The organism is Streptomyces sp. SID12501 (genome assembly GCF_010550245.1).
Taxonomy (GTDB): Bacteria; Actinomycetota; Actinomycetes; order Streptomycetales; family Streptomycetaceae; genus Streptomyces.
Map to the genome: position 1 here is coordinate 1 of NZ_JAAGLU010000044.1, position 22835 is coordinate 22835.

Sequence of the window (22835 nt, forward strand, 5' to 3'; positions counted from 1 at the left end):
CCCGAACGCGGCCCCTTCACCACCGTCGGCAACCCGATCAAACTCTCCGACTCCCCCACCCACATCACCACCCCACCCCTCCTCGGCCAGCACACCGAAGAAATCCTCATCGGCGAACTCGGCCTGGGCGACGAGGAGCTGCGCCTGCTCAAGGCGAACGGGGTGGTCTGAGGTGGGGAGTTCGGAGCGCGCACCACAAAGGTGCGGCACCTTCCGGCTGTTGGGAGGCGGTTCATGACATAACCCGGCACAGGGGGCGTCCGACGGTGCGCGTCGGCCGGCTCCGGGACCCATGCGCGCACGAAAGGCATTTGGACAGGGGGCGCTGGCCAGATCTTTCGACGCAAGGAGTCTTCACCAAGATGACAACCATCGACTACTCGACGTCCGTCCCGTACCGGGAGGTGACGGACCACAACGGCCGCATGTACCGAGTCGGCGAATCCGATGTCGACATCATGGGCCGCAGGCGCAAGTGGATGGTCATCCTGCCGTGGATCGGCATGATGGGCATCAGCTCCGCCGAGTACGCGTTCACGTCCGCGGAGGACACCCTCCACGAGGCCCATCTCTGGGACAGCGGGCACATCTTCTGGCTGATGGGCGTCTGGGTGTTCTTCCAGGCGGCCGTGGCCTTCCCCGCCGGTCGGTTGCGGGAGAGCGGCAGACTGCCCGCCCGTACGGCGATGATGATCGGCGCGGTCGGCACCATGCTCGGCTACGTCTCGCTGGCGTACGCACCCAACGTGCTCGTGGCCTACTTCGGCTTCGGCATGTGCAGTGGTATCGGCGCCGGTCTCGTCTACGCGACCTGCGTCAACATGGTCGGCAAGTGGTATCCGGAGCGCAAGGGCGGCAAGACGGGCTTCGTCAACGGCGGTTTCGCCTACGGCTCGGTGCCCTTCGTGTTCCTGTTCACCTCGTACATGGACATCAGCAACTACCGGACCGTGCTCGCCTGCGTCGGCGTAGGGCTGTGCCTGGTCGTGGCCTCGGCCGGCTGGTTCTTCAAGGACCCGCCGAAGAACTGGTGGCCCGCGCACGTCGACCCGCTCAAGGCCACGGACGACCCGAAGATCCGCCGGGCGCTGGAGAAGAACCCGCCGGCGGTCAAGCAGTACACCCCGAGGGAAGCGTCTCGTCAGCCAGTCCTGTGGATGATGTGGTTCTGCCTGCTGTGCACCGCCGGCATCAATATCTTCGGCATCGCCTTCCAGGTGCCGTTCGGCAAGGACATGGGCTTCGCGGGCGGGATCGTGGCCACGGCGATGTCCCTGAAGGCCATCGTCAACGGCACCGGCCGCGGTGTCATCGGCTGGATATCCGACCGCTACGGGCGACGCCACACGCTGGTCATCGTATGTCTGGTGCTGGGCACGGCCCAGTTCGGCGTGCTGGTCTCCGGCCAGATGGGCAGCATGCCGTTCTTCCTGTTCTGCTCCATGGTCTCCGGCTTCGGCGGCGGGGCGATCTTCCCGCTGTTCGCGGCCATGACCGCCGACTACTTCGGGGAGAACAACAACGCCTCCAACTACGGAATGGTCTACAGCTCGAAGCTCATCTCCGGCCTCGTCGGCTCCGGAGTGGGCGCGATCGTCGTCGACCACTGGGACTACGAGGGCGCGTTCGTCCTGGCCGGCTCCATCGGCCTGGCCTCCGCCGTACTGGCGGTGTTCCTGAAGGCTCCCGGCAGGCCGGCGGCCGATCGCCGGGTCTCCCCCAACCCCCAGCCGCTCGGCGAGGAAATGGCCTGACACGTCAGCAAGGAAACGGCCTGACACGGAGGAATTGGCCTGACATGACGGCAGATCCCATCGCGACGAACAGTTCGACGAGCAGTTCAAAGGGCAATGTGACGGACAGTCCGTCGACAGACCCCCAAGCCGCACACCGTCCCTACCGAGAAGTGACCGACTCCCACGGACGCGTCTACCGCGTGGGCGAGACCGACCGGGACATCCTCGGTCACTCCCGCAAGCTCATGGTGTACCTGCCGTGGATCGCCATGATGGCCATCAGTGTCTTCGAATACGCGTACGGCTCGGCGGAGGACACCCTGTCCCACGCCCATGGCTGGACGCAGAGCAACACCTTCTGGATCCTCAGCGTCTGGGTCTTCTTCCAGGCCGGCATCGCCTTCCCCGCGGGCTGGCTCCGGGAGAGGGGCGTCCTGACGGCCCGCAAAGCCATGTACATCGGCTCGGGCCTGTGCGCCCTCGGGTTCCTCGCCCTCTCGCACCTGAGCAACGTCTGGCTGGCGATCCTGGGCTTCGGCGTCGTCGGTGGCATCGGCGCCGGCCTGGTCTACGCGACCTGCATCAACATGGTCGGCAAGTGGTTCCCCGAACGCCGGGGAGCGAGGACGGGGTTCGTCAACGGAGGCTTCGCGTACGGATCGTTGCCGTTCATCTTCATCTTCAACTACGGCTTCGACACCGCGAACTACCACCGGGTCCTCGACCTGATCGGCTGCTACATCATGATCGTTGTCCTCGCGTCCGCCTTCTTCTTCAAGGATCCCCCGAAGAACTGGTGGCCCGCGGACATCGATCCGCTGACGTACGCCGGTGACGAGAAGAACGCGACCAGCCTCACCAGGAACCCTCCCGCGGTGAAGCAGTACACCCCGAAGGAGGCCATCAGGACCGGCATGCTCCCCCTGATGTGGCTCGCCATCGTGCTGACCGCCGGCGTGTCGATCTTCGGGATCTCCTTCCAGGTCGACTTCGCCAAGGAGGTGGGCTTCGGCCCGCTGGTGGCCGCCTCGTCCATGGGCGTCATGGCGGTCATCAACGGCATCGGCCGCGGTGTCGTGGGCTGGCTGTCCGACAAGTGGGGCCGCAAACCCACCCTGGTGTTCGTCATCGTCGTCCTGGGCCTGGCGCAGTTCGGGGTGATCTGGGCGGGTGACGTGAAGAGCGAGGCGTTGTTCCTGTTCTTCGCCTTCCTCTCCGGCTTCGGAGGCGGCGCGTTCTACCCACTGTTCGCGGCGCTCACCCCGGACTACTTCGGGGAGAACTACAACGCCTCCAACTACGGGCTGGTGTACAGCGGAAAGCTGGTCAGCGGCCTGTTCGGCGGGGGCCTGGGATCCATGGTCGTCGCGGCCTGGGGGTACGACGGCGCGTACGCCCTGGCCGGTGCCGTCTCCATGGTGGCGGCGGGGATCGCCCTGCTGCTGCGGCAGCCGGGTCACACCACGGCCACCCGGACCGCGGAGCCGCAGCCCGCTGGGTGACAGCACGCGCGCGTGAGGTGGCCCTCCCGGAATTCGCCGTTCCGGGAGGGCCACCTCTATATGTACGCGGCCCCGTCAGCACTTCTCGCGCAACGAGTGGAGGTGCTCGCTGGAGCGGCGCGCGAAGGTGAAGGACTCGGCCGGGTTGTCGTGCTCGGCCTGCCAGTGGTGGGCGAGGCGGTGGCCGTGCAGCCGGGTCACGCCCGAGATGAACCGCTGGTAGTCGATGTCGCCGTCGCCTACGTCGGTCATGCGGTATCCGTACTGGTTGCCCGGGTCGCTCACGCCGTCCTTGACATGGAAGAGCGGGTAGCGGTCGGGCTGCCTGAGGACGTAGTCGAGGGGCTCGAAGGGCGCCGGTGTGCCGTCGGGCCGCTTCGAGAAGCGGAACTGGCCCGAGTACGCCCAGAAGATGTCCATCTCCAGGTACACGAGCTTGGGGTCGGTCTCGGCGAGCAGTACGTCGTAGAGCCGGATCTTCGGGTTGTCGGTGGCGAAGGAGAACTCCTCGGAGTGGTTGTGCTGGTAGAACTTCATGCCGCGTGCCCTGGCCGCCGCGCCGTACGTGTTGAACTCCTCAGCCGCCCGCTTCCAGGCGTCGACGGTGGAGCCGTAGCGGAACGGGCCGGAGGCGGTGCCGATGTGTTTGAGGCCGAGGGCCTGGGCGTCGTCGAGGACCTTGTCGAGGTTCTGCGCGAAGGTGTACGCGTTCGGGTCACTGGCGTAGTAGCCGACGTGGCTGCCGATCGGGTTGAGGCCGTGGTCGCGCGCCAGTCGCCTGAGCTGGGCGAGGGTGATGGGGCCCGCGGAGCCCTGGGTGTATCCGGCGAACTCGACCTCGTCGTAGCCGTACTTCTTCAGCTCGGCGAAGACGGGGGCGAAGCCCAGCGTGGAGACCTTGTCGCGCAGGCTGTACAGCTGGATGCCGAGCCGGCCGGGCGGCAGGACGGGACGGCCCCGGCCCGCGGCGGCGGTCTGTGCCGAAGTGGCGGCCGTGGCCGGGGAGGCGGCGCCGAGGAGAGCGGCGGCGGTGGCTCCGGCGGCCACGCCGAGCATGCCTCTTCGGCTGAGGCGGTGGGTGAGTTCGGGGTCGTGCGCCTTGCTGCTGCCGGTCGGTCGGGGCGTGCGGCTCATGTGGAACTCCTCGATGGGGAAGGCGTTGTCAGTGGTGAGTGCTTCACTTGTGACCAGTCAGGAGAGACCGGTCGGTTGGAGCAGGAGCGACTTCACATCGGTGGCCGCGATGCGGCCGTCGACGGCACGGGGGGGTGGAGCAGATGAGGAGCGGACCGTCGTCGTCGCTCGCCGGAAGGCGGTCGTGGCTGCCGCGAATAGGCGAGGGAACCAGAGGCACCACCGCCGTGCGGTAAAGCAGGCCGAGCTTCTTGCGGGGCAGGCCCTGGTGCGGTGGCCGCCTTGACCATGACCAAGGGGTCGCGCGGATCCATGAGGAGTTCGACCGGGTCGTATCCGGGTTCGCGGTGGATCTCGACGAGCTGCGCGAAGTCGGGCGCGGGTGCGTCGTCGAGGCGGTAGTAGTACGTGAACCAGGCGTCCGGCTCCGCCACGGCGACGAGTTCACCGGAGCTCGGATGGTCGAGACGGTGGGTTTCCTTGTCCTCGTCGTCGAGGAGTTGCTCCATGCCGGCTTCGCCTGGAGGCGGCGCCTCATGGCGGTCCTTCAGGCCCAGGTCGCTCAACAGGTCACGGGCGAGGGTGAGTTCGGCGGCGATGCCGTCGGCGAGCTGGGCGCGGGTGCGAGGCCTCAGCTCGGGCGGGAGGGCCTGCCAGGTGTAGGTCTCGACCTCCAGATGCCGGGTGAGGGGGTGCGGGCCGCCGACGAGCCGGGTCAGCGCGGACTTGAGTACGGGGAGCGTGGAGGTGAGCGGGGCGGCGGGGGCCGCGTGGAGCGGGACGTGGAAGTGGGCGCGCCATGGGGAGGCGTCGGGCAGGGCATCGCCGTGGAGGGCCTCGCCGAGGTCGTCCGTGCCGCGCAGTCCGGCGGCGGTGGCCGTGCGGGTCTGGTGCAGGAAGCGTGGTTCGTCGAAGGCGGAGAGGGCCTCGCGGACTTCGGGGAGATGGGGGTGCTCCGCGTGCAGTGCGGCGGAGAGCTGGGACTTGACGACGGGGACGCGGGCCCGCGTGAGCGCGTCCAGGGCGGTGTGCGGATCTTCGAAGGAGGTGGCGAGGTGGCAGGTGTCGACGCAGATGCCGATGCGGTCGTGGCCGATCGCGGTGAGCGGGGCGATGGCGTCGTCGGTGGTCTCGACGGTGCAACCGGGTTCCGGTTCCAGTCCGACGCGGATGGAGCGGCCGGTGAGTTCGGCGAGGGCGTCGAGGCGCTCCGCGAGGGTGCCCAGGGCGGTCAGCGCCGAGGCCGCGCGTGCGGTGTCGTGGGCGGTGCGCCAGGCGAGCGGCAGGGTGGAGATGCTGCCTTCGGTGACGTCGTCGGGGAGGAGACCGGCGAGGACCCGGGCCAGGTCGGTGGTGTGGGCGAGTCGCTCGGGGTCGGCCCAGTCCGGCTTGTACACGCGGTACTTGACCTCCTCGGCGCCGAAGCCCTCGTACGGGAAGCCGTTGAGGGTGACGACTTCGAGGCCGCGCCGGTCGAGTTCGGTGCGCAGGCCGCGCAGGGCGGATGGGTCGGTGACCAGGGCGTGGGCGGCATCCTTGGCCAGCCACAGTCCGATGCCCAACCGGTCACGGCCGAGGCGTCGGCGTACGGGTTCGCAGTGGTCACGGAGTTGGGCGAGGACGCCGTCGAGGGTCTCGGCGGGGTGGACGTTGGTGCAGTAGGCGAGGTGGACGGTGGATCCGTCGGGGTGGCGGAAGCGCATCGGTCACTCCCCGCCGCGCAGGACGGAGTTGCCCTCGTGGGTGGCGTCTCTCGCGTCGACGTCGAGGTCCAGCCTGCCGCTGAGCCCGTAGAAGGCGACGGGGTTGCGCCACAGGACACGGTCGACGTCGTCCTCGGTGAAGCCCTCCGCCAGCATCAGGTCGCCGACCCTGCGGGTCTTGAGTGGGTCGCTTCTGCCCCAGTCGGCCGCGGAGTTGACCAGCACCTGTTCGAGGCCGTGGCCGCGGAGGATCGCGACCATTCGTTCCTCGTCCATCTTGGTCTCCGGATAGACCGAGAAGCCGAGCCAGCAGCCGCCGTCCTTGGCCTCCTTGACGGTGGTCTCGTTGAGATGGTCGACCAGGACGCGCTCCGGGGGCAGGGCGGACTCCCGTACGACGTCGAGGGTGCGGCGGAGGCCGGCGAGCTTGTCGCGGTGCGGGGTGTGGACGAGCGCGGGCAACCCGTGGTCGGCGGCGAGCTGGAGCTGGGCGGCGAGGGCGGTGTCCTCGGCGGGGGTCATCGAGTCGTAGCCGATCTCACCGACGGCGACGACGCGGTCCTTGGCGAGATACCGGGGCAGTTCGTCGAGGACGGGGGCGAGGCGGGGGTCGTTCGCCTCCTTGGGGTTGAGGGCGATCGTGCAGTGGTGGGCGATGCCGTACTGGGCGGCGCGGAAGGGTTCCCAGCCCAGGAGGGAGTCGAAGTAGTCGAGGAAGGAGGCGGGCGAGGTGCGCGGCTGGCCGAGCCAGAAGGAGGGTTCGACGACGGCGCGGACGCCTGCGGTGCACATCGCCTGGTAGTCGTCGGTGGTCCGAGACGTCATGTGGATGTGGGGGTCGAAGATGCGCATCAGGACTCCTTCGCTTCGGACGCCGTCAGGGCCAGGACGCGGTGCAGGTCCTCGGGGACGGGGCGGCCGGCGGCGGCTCGTTCGGCGGCGTGGTCGTCGAGCATGCGGGCGAGCTCTGTGTCGGCACGGGCCCGGTGGTGGAGGTCGGCCACCGCGTCGACGGGCACGCCGGTGAACAGGCACTTCAGGACGGCGTGGCGCCAGTTGTGGTCGTCCAGGTGACGGGCGGCGTACGGGCCGACGGCTGCGGCGACGAGGCTGGTGTCGTTGGTGCGCAGGGCGTCCTCGACCAGGGGTAGGGCGTCGGGGCCGGCGACCAGGTGGGGCAGGGCGTGCAGGACGGCTCGGCGTTCGGCGGCGGTGCCCTGCCGGTAGACGCGGGTGAGGGCGTCCGGGCCGGCGTGGGCTGCGTGCAGGATCAGGACGCGTACGGCGTCCGCGTGGTCGGTGCCGCAGCGGCGGCCGGCTTCGGCGAGGCGCAACTCCCAGGCGGAGATGGGACCGTGGGTGCCGGGGCGGGCGGCTGCCTCGTCCAGGGCGAGAGCGAGCCAGGTGCGGGCGGTTTCGCCGAGGTGGGCGGTGACCTGGGTACGGAGGTCGACCAGTGGGGTGGGCGGCGTGGGGGTGGGAGAGAGGGGGCTGCCGGCCGTAGGGGTGCCCGGGCCGGTGTGGGGCTGGGTCATGGGGTGCTCCCCTCGGCTGGAGTGACGGAGCGGTCGGCCGGAGCCGTGAAGGAGGGTGGCGGAAGCGGCCGTCGGGGTTGAGGCGATCGAGGAGGCTGTATGCGGAGGGGTGGTTTGCGGGGCTTTGGCGGGCCGAGGCACCGTGGTGGTCGGCGATGCGGCCTCAGGGGAGCTGGCGGAAGGGGCCGGGGCGGCACGGGCCGTGTCGCGGAGGAAGCGGAGGGACTGTTCGGCGTGGTGGGGGCCCGCGTGGGAGTGGCGGGGTAGCTCCACGACGGTCAGGCCCTGATAGCCGGTGGCGGCCAGCGCGGCGAGTACGGGCGGGAAGTCGATCTCCCCGTCGCCGAACGGGAGGTGTTCGTGGATCCCGCGGCGCATGTCCTCGATCTGGACGTGGCGCAGCCAGGGCGCGGCGGCACGGACGCAGTCGGTGGGAGGGAGTGGTTCGAGGCACTGGCAGTGACCGATGTCGAGGGTGAGTCCGAGGGCCTTGGGGTCGTCGAGTGCGTGGCGGAGGTGGTGGAAGTCGGCGATGGTGGCGAGGAGATGGCCGGGTTCGGGTTCGACGGCGAGCGGGACGCCGGCTGCGGTGGCCGCGTCCAGGACGGGGGCGAGGGCTTCGGTCAGGCGGTGCCAGGCGGTGCCCGGGTCCGTGCCGGCGGGGGTGATGCCGCTGAAGCAGTGCACGGCGTGGGCACCGAGGTCCGCGGCAACTCGGACAGCGGTGAGCAGGAGGTCGACGCGTCGTGAGCGGTCGTCCGGGTCGGGGTCGAGGAGAGAGGGGCCGTGTTTGCGGCGCGGGTCGAGTACGTAGCGGGCGCCGGTTTCCACGGTGACGCCGAGACCGAGGGTGTTCAGGCGGCGGGCGATCTGGCGGGTGCGGGCGGGGAGGTCGGGAGCGAGCGGGTCGAGATGCATGTGGTCGAGGGTCAGGCCGACGCCGTCGTAGCCGAGGTCGGCGAGCAGGCCGAGGGCCTCGTCGAGGCGGAGGTCGGTGAGGCCGTTGGTTCCGTAGCCGAAGCGGAGGGGGGCGGTGGAGGGGTCGTACGGAGCCATGGACCGGGCGCGTCCCCGGTTGCCCCGGTCCTGTGCACCGCCTCGGGGCGCCGGGTCGGGTGAGGCGCTCATCGGCGTTCCCCCTCGCCGTCGGCAGGTGCCCCGCCCAGTGGCCCGCTCGAACGGCGGCCCTCTGTCCCGGCACCCGCGTCCCGGTCGGCTCGCTTTCCCGACAGCCCTGACAGCCCTGACAGCCCCGTCGGAACCGCCAACTCCGCTGATCCCGCCAGTTCCGTCGGCCCCGCCGAACCCACCGGTCCAACCGCTCCAACCGCTCTCGGCACCGCTGTCCTTCCCCCGACTCGCAGCCGCTCCGCGAACCGCACCAGCTCCGCGTACTGCTCCCCCAGTCCCGCCGGGCCGTCGCCCATCGGGTCCTTGAAGTAGAAGCCGAGTTCGCTCAAGGGGCCGGAGAGACCTGTTTCGTGGGCGCGGGCGGTCAGGCGGGCCAGGTCGAGGATCAGGGGTGCCGCAAGGGCCGAGTCGCAGCCCTGCCAGGTGGTCTGGAGGATCATCCGGGTGCCGAGGAAGCCGTCGAAGGCGATGTGGTCCCACGCGGTTTTCCAGTCGCCGAGGGACGGGACGTCGTCGATGTGGACCACGCCCTCCGGTGTTGTGCCGAGGGTGTCGGTGAGGACGCGTTCCTTGCCGGCGTTCTTCGCCGCCGCCGCGGAGGGGTCGGTGAGGGACGCGCCGTCTCCCCCGCCGAGGAGGTTGGTGCCCGACCAGGCGCGGACCTCCAGCGCCCGTTGCCTGAACATCGGGCCGAGGACCGACCTGAGCAGCGTCTGACCGGTTTTGCCGTCCCGGCCCGCGTAGGGCAGCCCGCTCGTCGCCGCCGTGTGGGCGAGCGCCGGGTGGTGCAGCCCCGTCGACGGTGTGAAGTTGACGTACGGGCAACCGGCGCGCAGGGCAGCCGCCGCGTACAGCGAGCTCGGCGGGAGGGCGGTGCCCTTCGGGGCCGGCTCCGTGGAGGCGACGTTCACCACCACGGCTCGGTCCAGGTCGTGGCGTCGTACGAAGTCCTGGATGTCTGCGGCGAAGGTCGTCACCAGGCCGTTCGGGGTTCGGTTCGTGTCGCCGGGAGTCGGAGCGCCGGGTCTGATCTCCCGGTCCACGGCGGCCAGTTCAGAGGCGATGGCCGAGGGGAGTCCGTAGGGCAGGACTCCTGCTGCCGTCAGCGCCTCGGCACGTTTGGGCAGCGGGCAGTCCACGGTGTCGTGGCCGCCGAAGACGAGCGCGGACAGGGGCGGAAGGTCGCAGTCCGTGAACGGGGGTGTCTCGGTGACCATGCCCGTGGGGCGGTGCAGTCCCGCTGTCACGGCGGCGCAGCCCGCGACGACGGTGGTGGCGACGGAGCCACCGGCTCCGATCAGCCATACCCCCACACGAGTTCGAGGGTGAGACGACGACGTGGACATGGACAGCCTCCTTGTCGTTCACGGTTTGTCGATCACCGGTTGTCGATCACGGTGTTCACACCCTCCGGCGGCAGGCCGGGAAGGGAAGGGCGGGAAGGCGGCGGGCGGAGGTCCGGCGTCCCCCGCCCGCCGCCGCTCAGTCGCCCTGAGCGGCCGGGCTCGCCGGCGCGGTCACGGGCAGTTCTTTGATCCGGATGTCACGGAAGGACACCTGGTCGCCGACTCCGTGGTTCTGGATGCCGAGGTGACCGTCCCGCAGGCTGCGGGCCGGATCGGTGTTGGTGAAATCGTTGATCTTCACGCCGTTGAGCCAGACGCGGAGCCGTTCGCCCTCCACCCGGAGCTCGTACGTGTTCCACTCCCCCGGCGGATTCAGCGCACGGTCGCGCTTCCTGACGTCGGCGGAGCGGAAGCCGTACACGGCCCCGGTGGTGCGGTCGGGGGCGTCGGTCGCGTCGATCTGGATCTCGTAGCCCTTGTCGACCGCCGACCACGGGTCGTCCGAGGGCGGAAAGCCCACGAACACACCGGAGTTGTCGTAGCCGCGGGCCTTCCAGTCCAGCTTCAGCGAGTAGGCGCCGAAGCTACGGGCGGCGTACCAGAGCAGGCCCATGCCGCCGGACGACGTCAGCGTGCCGTCGTCGGAGACGGTGAACGTGCCGGGGCCCGCCTGTTGCCACCCTGACTGTGAGGTGCCGTCGAAGAGTGGCTGGTAGCCGTTCTCCGGGCGGCAGTCCGCCTGGGCCTTGCCGGTGGCCCAGCGGAGTCCGCCCAACAGGTGCTGCCGGAGGGCCGGTTCGGTGTAGGCGGACGACAGGTGGCCGACGCCTGTGTAGAAGGAGCGTCCGCCCGCGTAGTTCTGGCACCAGGCGATCGGGTGGTCGCCGTTCATGGTGCCGCCGGTGTACGACGACTCGTCGAGGGAGGCCAGGACGTGCACTGAACTCCGTGGATTGGAGCGGTAGTTGTACCACTCGTCGGTACGGTTCCAGTCCGTGCCCAGCGTGGCGGTCGCCGGGTGGGCGCGGTCCTCCACCACCGTCCGGGCCTGCTGGATCGCCGGGTGCCCCTGGAAGTAGGCGCCGACGAGGCCGCCGTAGAACGCCCAGTCGTACTCGGTGTCGGCCGCCGCGTGGATGCCCATGTAGCCGCCGCCGTGGTGGATGTAGCTTTCGAACGACGACTGTTGACGGTTCGTCAGGACATCGCCGGTCGTCGAGAGGAAGACGACGGCCGCGTACCGGCGGAGGTTCGCCGGGTTGAACGCCGCCGCGTCCTCCGTCGCGTCGACCCGGAAGCCGGCGCTCGCGCCGAGCTCCTTGAGCGCCGTGATGCCGTCGGGGATGGAGTCGTGCCGGAAGGCTGCCGTCTTGGAGAAGACCAGCACCCGGTCGACGTGCCGTGGTGCGGGCTCGGAGGCTGCCGGGGTCGACACGCCTCCAAGGAGAAGTGCCGTGCCCACAACAGCGTTGACGGTAAGTCCTGTTGATCGCATGGCGCACTCCCCTCAGCCCGTGGTGAAGGCGAAGTCGTCCACCTCGAACAGGTCACCGCTCGCGGCTCCCTTGAAGACCAGGTAGAGCGTTGTGGTGCCCTGCGGGGCGTGGGACAGCCTGGCGGTGACGTCCTGGTAGGTGTCCCAGCCGCCGGTCGCCGGTACGGTCGCTCGGCCGAGAACCTTGCCGGTCGGTGAACCCGCGCGGATCTCCAGCCTGCCACCCGGGCCGGCCGAGGCGACGCGTGCCGTGAGCGACTTGGCGTTGCTCAGGACGTACGGCGTGAAGGCGATCCAGTCGCCGTTGTCGATGTCGCCGACTGCCTTGCCGCCGTTCGCCGACTCCCGTGAACTCACCACTGTGCCCGAGGAGTTGTTGAAGTGCTCGGCCTGGCGGTGGTCGGGCTGGACGACGTTCTGGTCGTGGGTGGTCAGGGGTGCCTGGCCGCCGCCACCGAGGTCGGTGTACTGGGCGTCGAAGACCCCGAAGATGTTGGCGTCCGGGTCGTGGCCGCCGTCGGCGCTGGTCTGGATGGTGCCGGAGCAGCCGTTCGCCGAGGTCTGGGGGTGGCCGTGGCTGTCGTGGCCGAGGATGAAGGTGACCTGGACCTTGGTGCAGTCGATGGACCGGCCGTCCTCCCGGTCGGTGACCCTCACCTTGAACGGGATCGCGTCACCGAACGCGAACAGCTGCCCGTCCTGCGGGAGTTGGAGGACCACCTTGGGTGCGGTGTTGCCGACCACGACCTGGACGCTCGCGGCGCCGGTACGGCCGGTGGTGTCCTTGGCGGTCACCGTCGCCGTGTACGTCCCGTTCTTCCGGTACTTGTGGGAGGGGTTCGCGGCGGTCGACGTACCGCCGTCGCCGAAGTCCCAGCTGTAGGTGAGGGCGTCGCCGTCCTGGTCGGTGGTGCCGGCGGAGGAGAACCTCACCTTCAGCGGGGCCTGGCCGGAGGTGACGTCGGCGGCGGCCTGCGCGACCGGGGAGTGGCCGTCGGTGGCGTTCTCGACGCGGTAGAGGGCAGAGTGCTCGTCGCCGCCGAACCACGAGATGCCGTAGTCGAGGACGTACAGTGCGCCGTCCGGCCCGAAGGCCATGTCCATCACCTGGGTGCCGGTCCACGGAATGTCGCTGATGGACTGGACGGTCCCGGCGCCGTCGCTGGTGATCCGCTTGATCCAGCGGCGGCCGAACTCACCGGCGAAGAAGTCGCCGTCGTAGGCCTCCGGGAACTTGACCGGGGAGTCGAGCGAGGCGTCGTAGTGGTAGACCGGACCGCCCATCGGGGACTCGGAGCCGTCTCCGAACTCCGGTACGGACGGGCCGTTGTACGGGATCCAGGCGGCCTGCGCCGGGGGAAGGTCGGTGAGGCCGGTGTTGTTGGGCGAGGTGTTCTTCGGGGCGGCGCAGTCGAAGGCGGCGCCCGATGTGCCGGTCGCGAAGTCGTAGTCCACGTAAGGGTCGTTGGCGCCGGTGCAGTAGGGCCAGCCGAAGTTGCCGGGCCCGGTGACACGGGCGAACTCGACCTGGCCCGCGGGGCCTCGGGCCGGGTCTGCCGCGCCCGCGTCAGGACCGTACTCGCCGATGTAGAGGATGCCGGTCGCTTTGTCGACGCTGAAGCGGAACGGGTTGCGGAAGCCCATCGCGTAGATCTCGGGGCGTGTCCTGTCCGTGCCGGGCGCGAACAGGTTGCCGGCCGGGACGGTGTACGAGCCGTCCGCTCCGACCTTGACGCGCAGGATCTTGCCGCGCAGGTCGTTGGTGTTGCCGGCCGAACGCTGGGCGTCGAAGGCCGGGTTGCGGTTCGCGCGCTCGTCGATGGGCGTGAACCCGTCGGACTGGAAGGGGTTGGTGTCGTCGCCCGTCGACAGGTACAGGTTGCCCGCCGCGTCGAAGTCGATGTCACCGCCGACATGGCAGCACAGGCCGCGCGAGGCCGGGACGTCGAGGATCTTCTTCTCGCTGGCGTTGTCGAGGGTGCCGTCGGCGTTGAGGACGAACCGGGAGAGCCGGTTGACGCCGTCGAAGGGCGCGAAGTCGGCTGCGGTGCCCGTCTCGGGGGCGTCGCCCGCCGGGGTGTTCAACGGGGGTGCGTAGTAGAGGTAGATGAAGCGGTTGGAACTGAACTGCGGGTCCACGCCGATGCCTTGAAGGCCCTCTTCGTCGTGGGAGTAGACATCGAGCTTGCCGGCCGGCCGGGTGTTTCCGGCGGCGTCGGTGATGCGGAGTTCGCCGTCGCGCGAGGTGTGCAGGACCGAGCGGTCCGGGAGGACGGCGAGCGACATGGGCTCGCCGACCTCCGGTTCGCCCTTGGCCAGGGTGACCTGCTGGAAGTCCTCGGCGGCAGCCGCGGCGGGGGGAGCCGCCGGGGCGGCGACGGCTGCGCCGGCCTGGGGTGCGACCAGGGTCAGTGACGCTCCCGCGAGCAACGCGCCCGTGAACAGGGCGAGCGCTCTGCGGACTTGGGGGTGTCGTCTGCGACTCGCGATTCTTCCGGTGCGGGTGGGGCCGTCTTTCGCGTGCACGAATGCCTCCAGAATGGAGCTCGTGGTACATGCGGGTGCGATACGCCGGGGTGCGCCGTCACCCCGGAACATTCAGAAGCAGCTCGGTGGAACGTTCAGGAGCGGCTCAGTCGTTGCTGCCGAACGCCGCGTCGAACGAGGCCGACGGCGGGTCGAAGTCGTACGCCTTGAGGCGGGTCAGCGCCTCGGGGGCGCCCTGGAGCCGGTCCATGCCGGCGTCCTCCCACTCCACGGAGATGGGCCCCCGGTAGTCGATGGAGCGCAGCATGCGGAAGACGTCCTCCCAGGGGACGTCGCCATGGCCGGCCGACACGAAGTCCCAGCCGCGCCGCGGGTCGCCCCAGGGCAGATGCGAGCCGAGGCGGCCGTTGCGGCCGTCGAGCCGCTTGCGGGCCTCCTTGCAGTCGACGTGGTATATCCGGTCGCGGAAGTCCCACAGGAAGCCGACCGGGTCGAGGTCCTGCCACACGAAGTGCGAGGGGTCGAAGTTCAGACCGAAGGCCGGCCGGTGGTCGACTGCCGTCAGCGCACGCTGGGTTGTCCAGTAGTCATAGGCGATCTCGCTCGGGTGGACCTCGTGTGCGAACCGCACGCCCTGGGCGTCGAAGACGTCGAGGATCGGGTTCCAGCGGTCGGCGAAGTCCTGGTAGCCGCGGTCGATCATCGACTCGGGGGCGGGCGGGAACATGGCGACGAGGTGCCAGATCGCGGAGCCGGTGAAGCCGATGACGGTGTCGACGCCGAAGGCCGCGGCGGCCCGTGCCGTGTCGGCGATCTCGGCCGCCGCACGCTGCCGTACTCCCTCAGCGTCGCCGTCGCCCCAGATACGGGCGGGCAGGATCGCCTGGTGCCGCTCGTCGATGATGGCGTCACAGACGGCCTGGCCGACCAGATGGTTGGAGATCGCCCAGCACTTGAGGCCGTACTTGTCGAGGAGTTGGTGACGCCCCTCCAGATAGGACGGGTCCGCCAGGGCCTTGTCGACCTCGAAGTGGTCGCCCCAGCAGGCGAGTTCGAGTCCGTCGTAGCCGAAGTCACGGGCGAGGCGGCAGACCTCTTCGAGAGGCAGGTCGGCCCACTGGCCGGTGAAAAGTGTGAAGTCGCGCGGCATTCTCGTCGAGCCTCCTCAGTCCGACAGGGGTGAGATCGATACCGGTTTGATCGATACGGGTGAGCCCGCTATGGGTGTGTAGACGGAGTTCTTCTCCGCGCTCTCCTCCACCGCCGCCAGGACGCGTTGCACCTGGAGGCCCTCCGCGAAGGACGGCCGGGGCCGGCTGCCCTCCGCTATCGCCAGGACGAGGTCGCGGGCCTGATGGACGAAGGAGTGCTCGTAGCCGAGGCCGTGACCCGGCGGCCACCAGGCGTCCAGGTAGGGGTGGTCGGGTTCGGTGACGAGGATGCGGCGGAAGCCCGCGTGCGTGCCGGGTTCGGTGCCGTCGTGGTAGGCGAGTTCGTTGAGGCGCTCCAGGTCGAAGGCCAACGAGCCGCGTTCGCCGTTGAGTTCGATGCGCAGAGCGTTCTTGCGGCCGGTCGCGTACCGGGTGGCCTCGAAGGAGGCGAGGGCGCCCGAGGCGAAGCGGCCGGTGAACACGGCGGCGTCGTCCACGGTGACCTGTCCGGCGCCGGCGGTCGCGGTGGCGGTCAGGCCGCTGGTCGTACCGCCGGGCAACGGGCGTTCCCGTACGAAGGTTTCGGTGATGGCGGAGACTCCGGCGAGGGGTTCGCCGGCGAGATACTGGGCGAGGTCGACGATGTGCGCGCCCAGGTCGCCGAGCGCGCCCGACCCCGCCGACTCCTTGCGCAGCCGCCAGGTGAGCGGGAACTCCGGGTCCACCAGCCAGTCCTGAAGGTACGTCACCCGTACGTGCCGCAGGCTGCCGAGCCTGCCCTCGGCGACCATGGAACGGGCGAGCGCGGTGGCCGGCAGGCGGCGGTAGTTGAAGCCGACCATGGCCAACTGGCCGCGCCGCTCGGCCTCTTCGGCCGCCGCAGTCATCGCCATGGCTTCCTCGACGGTGTTCGCGAGGGGCTTCTCGCACAGTACGTGTTTGCCCGCGGCGAGGGCGGCGAGGGCGATCTCGGCGTGGCTGTCGCCGGGGGTGCAGATGTCGACGAGGTCGACGTCGTCCCGTTCGATCAGGGCACGCCAGTCGGTCTCGGCCGCCGCCCAGCCGTGCCTGTTCGCTGCCGCTCGGACGGCACCGGGGTCCCGGCCGCAGATCGCGGCGAGCGCCGGGCGCCGGGGCAGGTCGAAGACATGGCCCACGGTACGCCAGCCCTGGGAGTGGGCTGCGCCCATGAACGCGTATCCGACCATGCCGACGCCCAGCGTCGGCTTGTCGGCCTCGGCGGCGCCTGCCTGCGGCTGTGCCATGCGGATGTCCTCCTCGTGGTGGTGGCGCCAAGCGCTCCGCAGGCAGCGCGGTGTGTCGCCTGCGGGCGCGTCGCGGCTGGTCGCGCCCACGCGGCGGAGCCGCATGTTCGATACAGCCCCGCGCCCCTTTGGAGCACGGCTCCTGGCCCGTTGCCTCTACTTGAAGCCGGTCGGCATGTACTGATCGACGTTGGCCTTGTCGACGACCGCCGAGTAGAGCGTCAGGGACGACGGGATCTCGAACTCGGAGAGGCCGCTGACTCCCTTGCCCTGGCCGAGCGCACGGGCCAGGTCGATCGCCGAGGCGGCCATCGTGGGCGGATAGAGCACCGTCGCCTTCAGGACACCGTTGTCCTGCTTGATGGCCTGGAAGGCGGAGAGGGCGCCCGCGCCGCCGACCATCAGGAAGTCGTCGCGGCCGGCCTGTTCGATCGCCCGCAGCGCGCCCACGCCCTGGTCGTCGTCGTGGTTCCACAGGGCGTTGAACTTGGACTGCGCCTGGAGGAGTTGGGCCATCTTGGCCTGGCCCGACTCGACCGTGAACTCGGCGGCCTGGCGGGCGACCTTCTTGATGTTCGGGTAGTTCTTCAGGGCGTCGTCGAAGCCCTGGGTGCGCTGCTTGGTCAGTTCCAGGTTGTCGAGGCCGGCGAGTTCGATGACCTTGGCGTCGTCGACGTCCTTGAGCTGCTCGCCGATGTAGTGACCGGCGTTGAGGCCCATGCCGTAGTTGTCGCCGCCTATCCAACAGCGGTACGCCTGCGGGGTGTTGAAGATCCGGTCCAGGTTGACGACCGGGATGCCGGCGCGCATCGCCTTCAGACCGACCTGGGTGAGCGCCTTGCCGTCGGCGGGCAGGATCACCAGCACGTCGACCTTCTTGTTGATCAGCGTCTCGATCTGGCCGATCTGCGCGGCGGTGTCGTTCGAGCCCTCGGTGATCTCCAGCGTCACGTCGGAGTACTTCTTCGCCCGGCTCTTGGCGTTGTCGTTGATCGCGTTGAGCCAGCCGTGGTCGGCCTGCGGTCCGGCGAAGCCGATGGTGACGGCCTTGCCGGGGGTGTCGGCGGCGGCCGGCCGGTCGTCGTTCGCGGCGGGCTCGTCATCGGGCTCATTGCTTGTGCAACCGGTGAGCAGGACTCCCGCCCCGACGGCGGCGGTCCCGAAGAGCAGTCCTCTGCGGCTTGTGAAAGGCGTCGGCTCTGGCATGGCGGTGAACCCTTCCCTCAGGTCGTGCTTGCGGTACGGCGCTGGACGAGCACGGCGGCGACGATGATCGCGCCCTTGGCGATCTGCTGCACATCGCTCTGCAGGTTGTTCAGGGCGAAGATGTTGGTGATCGTGGTGAAGATCAGGACGCCCAGCACGGAGCCGACGATGGTGCCGCGACCCCCGCTGAGCAGCGTGCCGCCGATGATCGCGGCAGCGATTGCGTCCAGCTCGTACAGGTTGCCGTTGGTGTTCTGGCCCGAGCCGGACAGGATGATCAGCAGGAAGGCGGCGATCCCGCAGCACAGCCCGGACAGGAGGTACAGGTAGAGGCGCTGGCGGCGTACGTCGATGCCGGCCAGGCGGGCCGCCTCCGCGTTGCCGCCCACGGCGACCGTGCGGCGGCCGAAGGTGGTGCGGTTCAGGATCAGCCAGCCGATGATCGTCACTACCGCGAAGACCAGCACCAGTGGCGGGATGCCGAGGATGTACGCGTCGCGCTCGCCGAGGTCGAGGACGCTGTCGATCGTGACGATCTGCGTCGAACCGTCCGTGATCTGGAGGGCGAGTCCGCGCGCCGAGGCCAGCATGGCGAGCGTGGCGATGAACGGGACCATCCCGCCGTACGCGATGAGCAGCCCGTTGACCAGTCCGCAGCCCAGTCCGACGAGTACGGCGGTGAAGAGGATGCCGGCGAAGCCGTACTCCTGGGTGGCGACGGTGGTCGCCCACACCGAGGAGAGGGCCACGATCGCGCCGACCGACAGGTCGATGCCGCCCGACATGATGACGAAGGTCATCCCGACGGTGACGACACCGATCACCGAGCCCTGGGTGAGGACGAGTTGGAGGTTGCGGGTGTCGAGGAACTCGTCGGGCTTGGTGATCCCGCCGACGACGATCAGTGCGGCGAGGACACCGAGGAGGGAGAGGGTGCGGATGTCGGCGCGGGCCACCACGCCTCGCCAGGCCGGGAGTCGACCGGCCGACGGGACCTTGTCGGTGGTGGTGCGCGGCGGGGACACGGGCTGCGTCATGATGCGGGGCCCCTTTCACCGGCCGCGGGGCTGCCGGCCGCAGAGGATGCGCTGGCCACAGGGGCTCCTTCCATCACGAGGTCGAGCACGCGGTGTTCGTCGAGTTCACGGGCGGGTGCCGTGTGGACGACCTGGCCCTCACGCAGGACCAGGACGCGGTCGGCGAGGCCGAGCACCTCGGGCACTTCACTGGAGACCAGCAGGACGGCGAGGCCCTCGTCGGCGAGGCGGCGGATCACCGCGTACAGCTCGGCGCGGGCGCCGACGTCGACTCCCCGGGTGGGTTCGTCGAGGAGCAGGACACGGCAGCCGCGCAGCAGCCAGCGGGCGAGGACGGCCTTCTGCTGGTTGCCGCCGGAGAGGGTGCGGACGGGTACGGAGGGGTTGTCGGGGCGTAGCGAGAGCTCACGGGTGGCGGCGCGGGCGGCTTCCAGTTCGGCGCCCCGGTCGATCCAACCTCCGCGTGCGAAGCGGGACATGGAGGAGACCGACACATTGCGGGTGACGGACTCCAGCATCAGGAGGGCCTGCGCCTTGCGTTCCTCGGGGGCGAGCCCGAGCCCGGCGCGCACTGCGGCCCGTACGCTTCCGGGCCTCAACACCCTTCCGTCGACGAGCACTTGCCCGGCTGTCGGCTTGCGGGCGCCGTAGATCGTCTCCAGGATCTCCGAGCGACCCGACCCGACCAGTCCGGCAAGCCCGACGATCTCGCCGGGGCGCACGGTGAGGTCGACGGGCGCGAACTCGCCCTCCCTGGCGAGCCCCTGGACTTCGAGGACCGGCGCGATGCCCGCGTCCCCCTGTGTCGCGGGGCGGTCCGGGAAGACGTACTCGACGTTGCGGCCGGTCATCAGGGCGACGACCTCGCGGGTCGGTGTGGACTTGGCGGGGAGTCCGCCGGCCACCGCCCGGCCGTCCTTGAGCACGGTCACGCGGTCGCCGATACGGCGGATCTCCTCCAGGCGGTGCGAGATGTAGACGACGGCGACCCCGTCGGCGGTCAGGTCGCCGACGATACGGAAGAGGTTGTCGACCTCCTCCGGGTCGAGCGCGGCGGACGGTTCGTCCATGACGATCAGCCGTACGTCGTGGGAGAGCGCCCGCGCCATGGACACGATCTGCCGCTGCGCCGCCGACAACTCCCCCACCAGGCGCCCCGGTTCGACCTCCGGATGCCCGAGTCGCCTGAGCAGCACGGCAGTCGACGCTTTGGCGGCCTTGCCCCGTACGACGAATCCGGCGGCCGTGGGTTCATGCCCGAGGTGGACGTTCTCGGCCACCGACAGGCCTTCCACCAGGTCGAGTTCCTGGTAGATGGTGGCGATGCCGAGGCGCATGGCGGCGATGGGCGAGCGCAGGGTGACCGGCTCGCCGCGCCAGCTGATCGTGCCGTCGTCGGGCTGGTGGGCGCCGGCCAGGACCTTGATGAGAGTGGACTTTCCGGCCCCGTTCTGGCCGAGCAGACAGTGCACTTCACCGGCCTGGACGTCGAGGTCGACGCCGTCGAGGGCCCGGACTCCGGGGAACGACTTGGTGATGCCGGACATGCTGAGCAGCGGTGGTTCTGGTGCCATGACGGTTCCCCTTGGCGGGCGTGCGGGCCGGTTGCAGGGTGGATCGCCTGCCGGGCAGGCGTTTTGCGCAGGGCAGAGCAGGGCGCTGTGCTGGTGGTGTGCGTCGGGTGGCTCGGGTAAGGAGGCGGCCTACGCGGGTGAGAACAGGTGGTCGCTGATGAGGCGGGACGCGCCGATGACTCCGGCGGTGGGGCCCAACTCCCCCAGAACGATGGGCAGGTTGCCGGTCGCCAGTGGCAGCGACTGGCGGTAGACCTGGGTTCTGATCGCGGCGAGCAGGGTGTGGCCGACGCCGGTCACCCCGCCGCCGATCACCACCAGGCCGGGGTTGAAGAAGCTGACGAGACCGGCGATGACCTGGCCGGTGCGGTTGCCGCCCTCGCGGATCAGGTCGAGCGAGGTGGCGTCCCCGGCGGCAGCGGCGGCGGCGACGTCGACGGCGCTCAGGGCGCCGTTCGCCTCCCATCGGGCCGCGAGTTCCGCCGAACGTCCTTGCTGGGCCGCCTCTTTGGCGTCGCGGGCGAGAGCGGCGCCGCTGAAGTGGGCTTCCAGGCAGCCCCGGTTGCCGCAGGCGCAAGGGCGCCCGTCGGGCACCGCCTGGATGTGGCCGATGTCGCCGGCGCTGCCCGTCACCCCGCGGTGGACCTCACCGCCGACGACGATGCCGCAGCCGATTCCGGTGCCGATCTTGACGCAGAGGAAGTCGCCCACGGAACGGGCGACGCCCGCGTGCTGCTCCCCCATCGCCATCAGGTTCACGTCGTTGTCGACCATCACCGGACAGCCCAGTTCCTGGCTGAGCGCCTCCCGGACGGGGAAGCCGTCCCAACCGGGCATGATCGGCGGGGCGACCGGTACGCCTTCGGGGAAGCGGACCGGGCCCGGGACGCCGATGCCGGCGCCGTCGAACCCCTCCGCGAGCCCGGAGGCTCTCAGCTTGGCGGCCATGGACAGGACCTGCTCGAAGACCGCGACCGGGCCCTCGCGTACGTCCATGGGTTGGTTGAGGTGTCCCAGCACTTCCAGTTCGGCGTTGGTGACCGCGATGTCGATCGAGGTCGCGCCGATGTCGACGCCGAGGAAGCGCAGGGCGGGGGCGAGCCGGATGTTGTGGGAGCGGCGACCGCCTCGCGAGGCGGCGAGTCCGTCGGCCACGACCAGGCCCGTCTCCAGGAGCCGGTCCACCTCCACGGCCAGCTTGGACCGTGACAGGTCGATCTGATCCCCCAGCTGGGCCCGGGAGTTGGGCCCGCCGTCACGCAACAGACGCAGCAGCCGGGACTGGTGGGCGTTCGCGGGTCGAGCGGTCATGCGTCTCACTGGCCCCTCCCCGCCTAGTCAGGAACCAACCGGCCACTGCCTTCCGGCCACTTCGCCGGGCTTTGGAGTGGAACGTAGCAGCGACTGCCGGGGCTGGGAAGAAGTTGAGCAGAGATTGCCGCCTACTTCTTCCACTGAGAGGACAAAGAAACAGGCGTCCCGAAGGAGCCCTGTGTGGGCCGCGGAGGGCCCACCCCGTCCATGGCAGGCCCGTGAGACCGCCCCGCTCACGGGCAGAGGACGACCTGCCCGGCGTACGAGAGGTTGCCGCCGAAGCCGAACAGCAGGACCGGGTCGCCGGTGGAGATCTCGCCGCGCTCGACCAGCTTCGAGAAGGCGAGCGGGATACTGGCGGCCGAGGTGTTGCCGGACTCGACGACATCGCGTGCCACGACGGCGTTCACCGCGCCGATCTTCGCCGCCAGCGGTTCGATGATGCGCAGGTTGGCCTGGTGCAGGACGACGGCGGCGAGGTCCTCGGGGGCCAGGCCCGCGCGCTCGCAGGCCTGGCGGGCCATGCGCGGCAGCTGGGTGGTGGCCCAGCGGTAGACGCTCTGCCCCTCCTGCGCGAACCGTGAGGGCGTGCCCTCGATCCGTACCGCGTTTCCCATCTCGGGCACCGAGCCCCACAGCACGGGCCCGATTCCGGCGGGTCCCGGCGCGTCCGCCGGACAGGCTTCGACGACCGCCGCGCCCGCACCGTCCCCGACGAGTACGCAGGTCGTGCGGTCGGTCCAGTCCGCCACCGCGGACATCTTGTCGGCGCCGATGACCAGGGCCCGGACCGATCCCCCGGCCCGGACCGCGTGGTCGGCCGCGGCCAGGGCGTGGGTGAAGCCGGCGCACACGACGTTGAGGTCCATCGTGGCCGGCGAGGGCATGCCGAGCCGGTTCGCGACCCGGGCGGCCATGTTCGGGGAGCGGTCGACGGCGGTCGAGGTGGCGACGAGGACGAGGTCGATGTCGCTCGCGGTCAGGCCCGCCGCCGCGAGCGCCTTGGCGGCGGCATGCGCGGCCAGCTCGTCGACGGGCTCGTCGGGACCGGCGATGTGGCGCGTACGGATGCCCACCCGGCTTCTGATCCACTCGTCGTTGGTGTCGACCAGACCCGCCAGATCCTCGTTGGTGAGCACCTTGGCGGGCTGGTAGTGACCGACGGCGGCGATGCGCGAGCCGTTCATGGGTGGGTCCCCCTTGCTGCTTTTCGGTAGCG

The 22835-nt window shown here is 70.0% G+C and carries 15 protein-coding genes and 4 pseudogenes; 3 read left to right on the forward strand and 16 right to left on the reverse strand.

Going from position 1 to position 22835, the window contains the following annotated elements; translation table 11 throughout:
* The 3 genes and pseudogenes from G3I71_RS51665 to G3I71_RS38295 form a co-directional block, all read left to right on the forward strand.
* A pseudogene (locus G3I71_RS51665) lies at nucleotides 1-171 on the forward strand (formyl-CoA transferase); the annotation flags it as partial.
* 191 nt (nucleotides 172-362) lie between these two features.
* Nucleotides 363-1754 carry an OFA family MFS transporter gene (locus tag G3I71_RS38290; RefSeq protein WP_164322351.1) on the forward strand — a complete coding sequence of 464 codons (1392 nt, stop codon included), beginning with the start codon at nucleotides 363-365 and terminating at the stop codon, nucleotides 1752-1754.
* 44 nt (nucleotides 1755-1798) lie between these two features.
* Complete coding sequence (locus G3I71_RS38295) at nucleotides 1799-3238, forward strand: OFA family MFS transporter (protein WP_164322353.1); 1440 nt, start codon at nucleotides 1799-1801, stop codon at nucleotides 3236-3238.
* A gap of 75 nt (nucleotides 3239-3313) precedes the next feature.
* Here G3I71_RS38295 and G3I71_RS38300 read toward each other — a convergent pair whose 3' ends face one another.
* From G3I71_RS38300 to G3I71_RS38370, 16 genes and pseudogenes are all read right to left on the reverse strand, one after another.
* Nucleotides 3314-4372 (reverse strand): sugar phosphate isomerase/epimerase, encoded by a 1059-nt coding sequence (locus tag G3I71_RS38300; protein ID WP_164322355.1) that lies wholly within the window; start codon nucleotides 4370-4372, stop codon nucleotides 3314-3316.
* Between the two features lie 57 nt (nucleotides 4373-4429).
* A pseudogene (locus G3I71_RS38305) lies at nucleotides 4430-4884 on the reverse strand (alkaline phosphatase family protein); the annotation flags it as partial.
* 33 nt (nucleotides 4885-4917) lie between these two features.
* Nucleotides 4918-6075 (reverse strand): annotated as a pseudogene (eboE, locus tag G3I71_RS38310) (metabolite traffic protein EboE); the annotation flags it as partial.
* A 3-nt stretch (nucleotides 6076-6078) separates the two neighbouring features.
* The gene (locus tag G3I71_RS38315) at nucleotides 6079-6927 is read right to left on the reverse strand and encodes a TatD family hydrolase (protein ID WP_164322357.1); all 849 of its coding nucleotides are present in this window, start codon (nucleotides 6925-6927) and stop codon (nucleotides 6079-6081) included.
* Nucleotides 6927-7610 carry an EboA domain-containing protein gene (locus G3I71_RS51670; protein WP_239149590.1) on the reverse strand — a complete coding sequence of 228 codons (684 nt, stop codon included), beginning with the start codon at nucleotides 7608-7610 and terminating at the stop codon, nucleotides 6927-6929. Before G3I71_RS51670 ends, G3I71_RS38315 begins: the two co-directional genes overlap by 1 nt.
* Nucleotides 7611-7817: 207 nt before the next feature.
* Nucleotides 7818-8666 (reverse strand): annotated as a pseudogene (locus G3I71_RS51675) (sugar phosphate isomerase/epimerase family protein); the annotation flags it as partial.
* Between the two features lie 68 nt (nucleotides 8667-8734).
* Entirely contained in the window at nucleotides 8735-10087 is a 1353-nt protein-coding gene (locus G3I71_RS38325; protein WP_239149589.1) for an inositol-3-phosphate synthase, read from the reverse strand.
* Nucleotides 10088-10223: 136 nt separating this feature from the next.
* Nucleotides 10224-11582, reverse strand: a complete 1359-nt coding sequence (locus G3I71_RS38330) for a ThuA domain-containing protein (RefSeq protein ID WP_164322359.1) — start codon at nucleotides 11580-11582, stop codon at nucleotides 10224-10226.
* A 12-nt stretch (nucleotides 11583-11594) separates the two neighbouring features.
* Nucleotides 11595-14108, reverse strand: coding sequence for a PQQ-dependent sugar dehydrogenase (locus G3I71_RS38335; RefSeq protein WP_343243191.1), 2514 nt, complete (start codon nucleotides 14106-14108; stop codon nucleotides 11595-11597).
* Nucleotides 14109-14214: 106 nt separating this feature from the next.
* Nucleotides 14215-15219: a sugar phosphate isomerase/epimerase gene (locus tag G3I71_RS38340; RefSeq protein WP_164322361.1), complete on the reverse strand. Its 1005-nt coding sequence runs from the start codon at nucleotides 15217-15219 to the stop codon at nucleotides 14215-14217.
* A gap of 15 nt (nucleotides 15220-15234) precedes the next feature.
* Nucleotides 15235-16485, reverse strand: coding sequence for a Gfo/Idh/MocA family protein (locus G3I71_RS38345; protein WP_164322363.1), 1251 nt, complete (start codon nucleotides 16483-16485; stop codon nucleotides 15235-15237).
* A 156-nt stretch (nucleotides 16486-16641) separates the two neighbouring features.
* Entirely contained in the window at nucleotides 16642-17691 is a 1050-nt protein-coding gene (locus tag G3I71_RS38350; protein WP_164322371.1) for a substrate-binding domain-containing protein, read from the reverse strand.
* Nucleotides 17692-17708: 17 nt separating this feature from the next.
* Entirely contained in the window at nucleotides 17709-18728 is a 1020-nt protein-coding gene (locus G3I71_RS38355; protein WP_164322373.1) for an ABC transporter permease, read from the reverse strand.
* Nucleotides 18725-20302 carry a sugar ABC transporter ATP-binding protein gene (locus G3I71_RS38360; RefSeq protein WP_164322376.1) on the reverse strand — a complete coding sequence of 526 codons (1578 nt, stop codon included), beginning with the start codon at nucleotides 20300-20302 and terminating at the stop codon, nucleotides 18725-18727. Before G3I71_RS38360 ends, G3I71_RS38355 begins: the two co-directional genes overlap by 4 nt.
* 129 nt (nucleotides 20303-20431) lie before the next feature.
* A complete protein-coding gene (locus G3I71_RS38365) occupies nucleotides 20432-21613 on the reverse strand; it encodes an ROK family transcriptional regulator (protein WP_164322378.1) in 1182 nt (393 codons plus the stop codon).
* A 236-nt stretch (nucleotides 21614-21849) separates the two neighbouring features.
* Nucleotides 21850-22803 carry a beta-ketoacyl-ACP synthase III gene (locus G3I71_RS38370; RefSeq protein WP_164322380.1) on the reverse strand — a complete coding sequence of 318 codons (954 nt, stop codon included), beginning with the start codon at nucleotides 22801-22803 and terminating at the stop codon, nucleotides 21850-21852.
* Between the last annotated feature and the right edge of the window lie 32 nt (nucleotides 22804-22835).

Coding starts and splice junctions, on each gene's coding strand:
- G3I71_RS38290 (WP_164322351.1), top strand. CDS start 363: ATGACAACCATCGACTACTCGACGTCCGTCCCGTACCGGGAGGTGACG.
- G3I71_RS38295 (WP_164322353.1), top strand. CDS start 1,799: ATGACGGCAGATCCCATCGCGACGAACAGTTCGACGAGCAGTTCAAAG.
- G3I71_RS38300 (WP_164322355.1), bottom strand. CDS start 4,372: ATGAGCCGCACGCCCCGACCGACCGGCAGCAGCAAGGCGCACGACCCC.
- G3I71_RS38315 (WP_164322357.1), bottom strand. CDS start 6,927: ATGCGCATCTTCGACCCCCACATCCACATGACGTCTCGGACCACCGAC.
- G3I71_RS51670 (WP_239149590.1), bottom strand. CDS start 7,610: ATGACCCAGCCCCACACCGGCCCGGGCACCCCTACGGCCGGCAGCCCC.
- G3I71_RS38325 (WP_239149589.1), bottom strand. CDS start 10,087: ATGTCCACGTCGTCGTCTCACCCTCGAACTCGTGTGGGGGTATGGCTG.
- G3I71_RS38330 (WP_164322359.1), bottom strand. CDS start 11,582: ATGCGATCAACAGGACTTACCGTCAACGCTGTTGTGGGCACGGCACTT.
- G3I71_RS38340 (WP_164322361.1), bottom strand. CDS start 15,219: ATGCCGCGCGACTTCACACTTTTCACCGGCCAGTGGGCCGACCTGCCT.
- G3I71_RS38345 (WP_164322363.1), bottom strand. CDS start 16,485: ATGGCACAGCCGCAGGCAGGCGCCGCCGAGGCCGACAAGCCGACGCTG.
- G3I71_RS38350 (WP_164322371.1), bottom strand. CDS start 17,691: ATGCCAGAGCCGACGCCTTTCACAAGCCGCAGAGGACTGCTCTTCGGG.
- G3I71_RS38355 (WP_164322373.1), bottom strand. CDS start 18,728: ATGACGCAGCCCGTGTCCCCGCCGCGCACCACCACCGACAAGGTCCCG.
- G3I71_RS38360 (WP_164322376.1), bottom strand. CDS start 20,302: ATGGCACCAGAACCACCGCTGCTCAGCATGTCCGGCATCACCAAGTCG.
- G3I71_RS38365 (WP_164322378.1), bottom strand. CDS start 21,613: ATGACCGCTCGACCCGCGAACGCCCACCAGTCCCGGCTGCTGCGTCTG.
- G3I71_RS38370 (WP_164322380.1), bottom strand. CDS start 22,803: ATGAACGGCTCGCGCATCGCCGCCGTCGGTCACTACCAGCCCGCCAAG.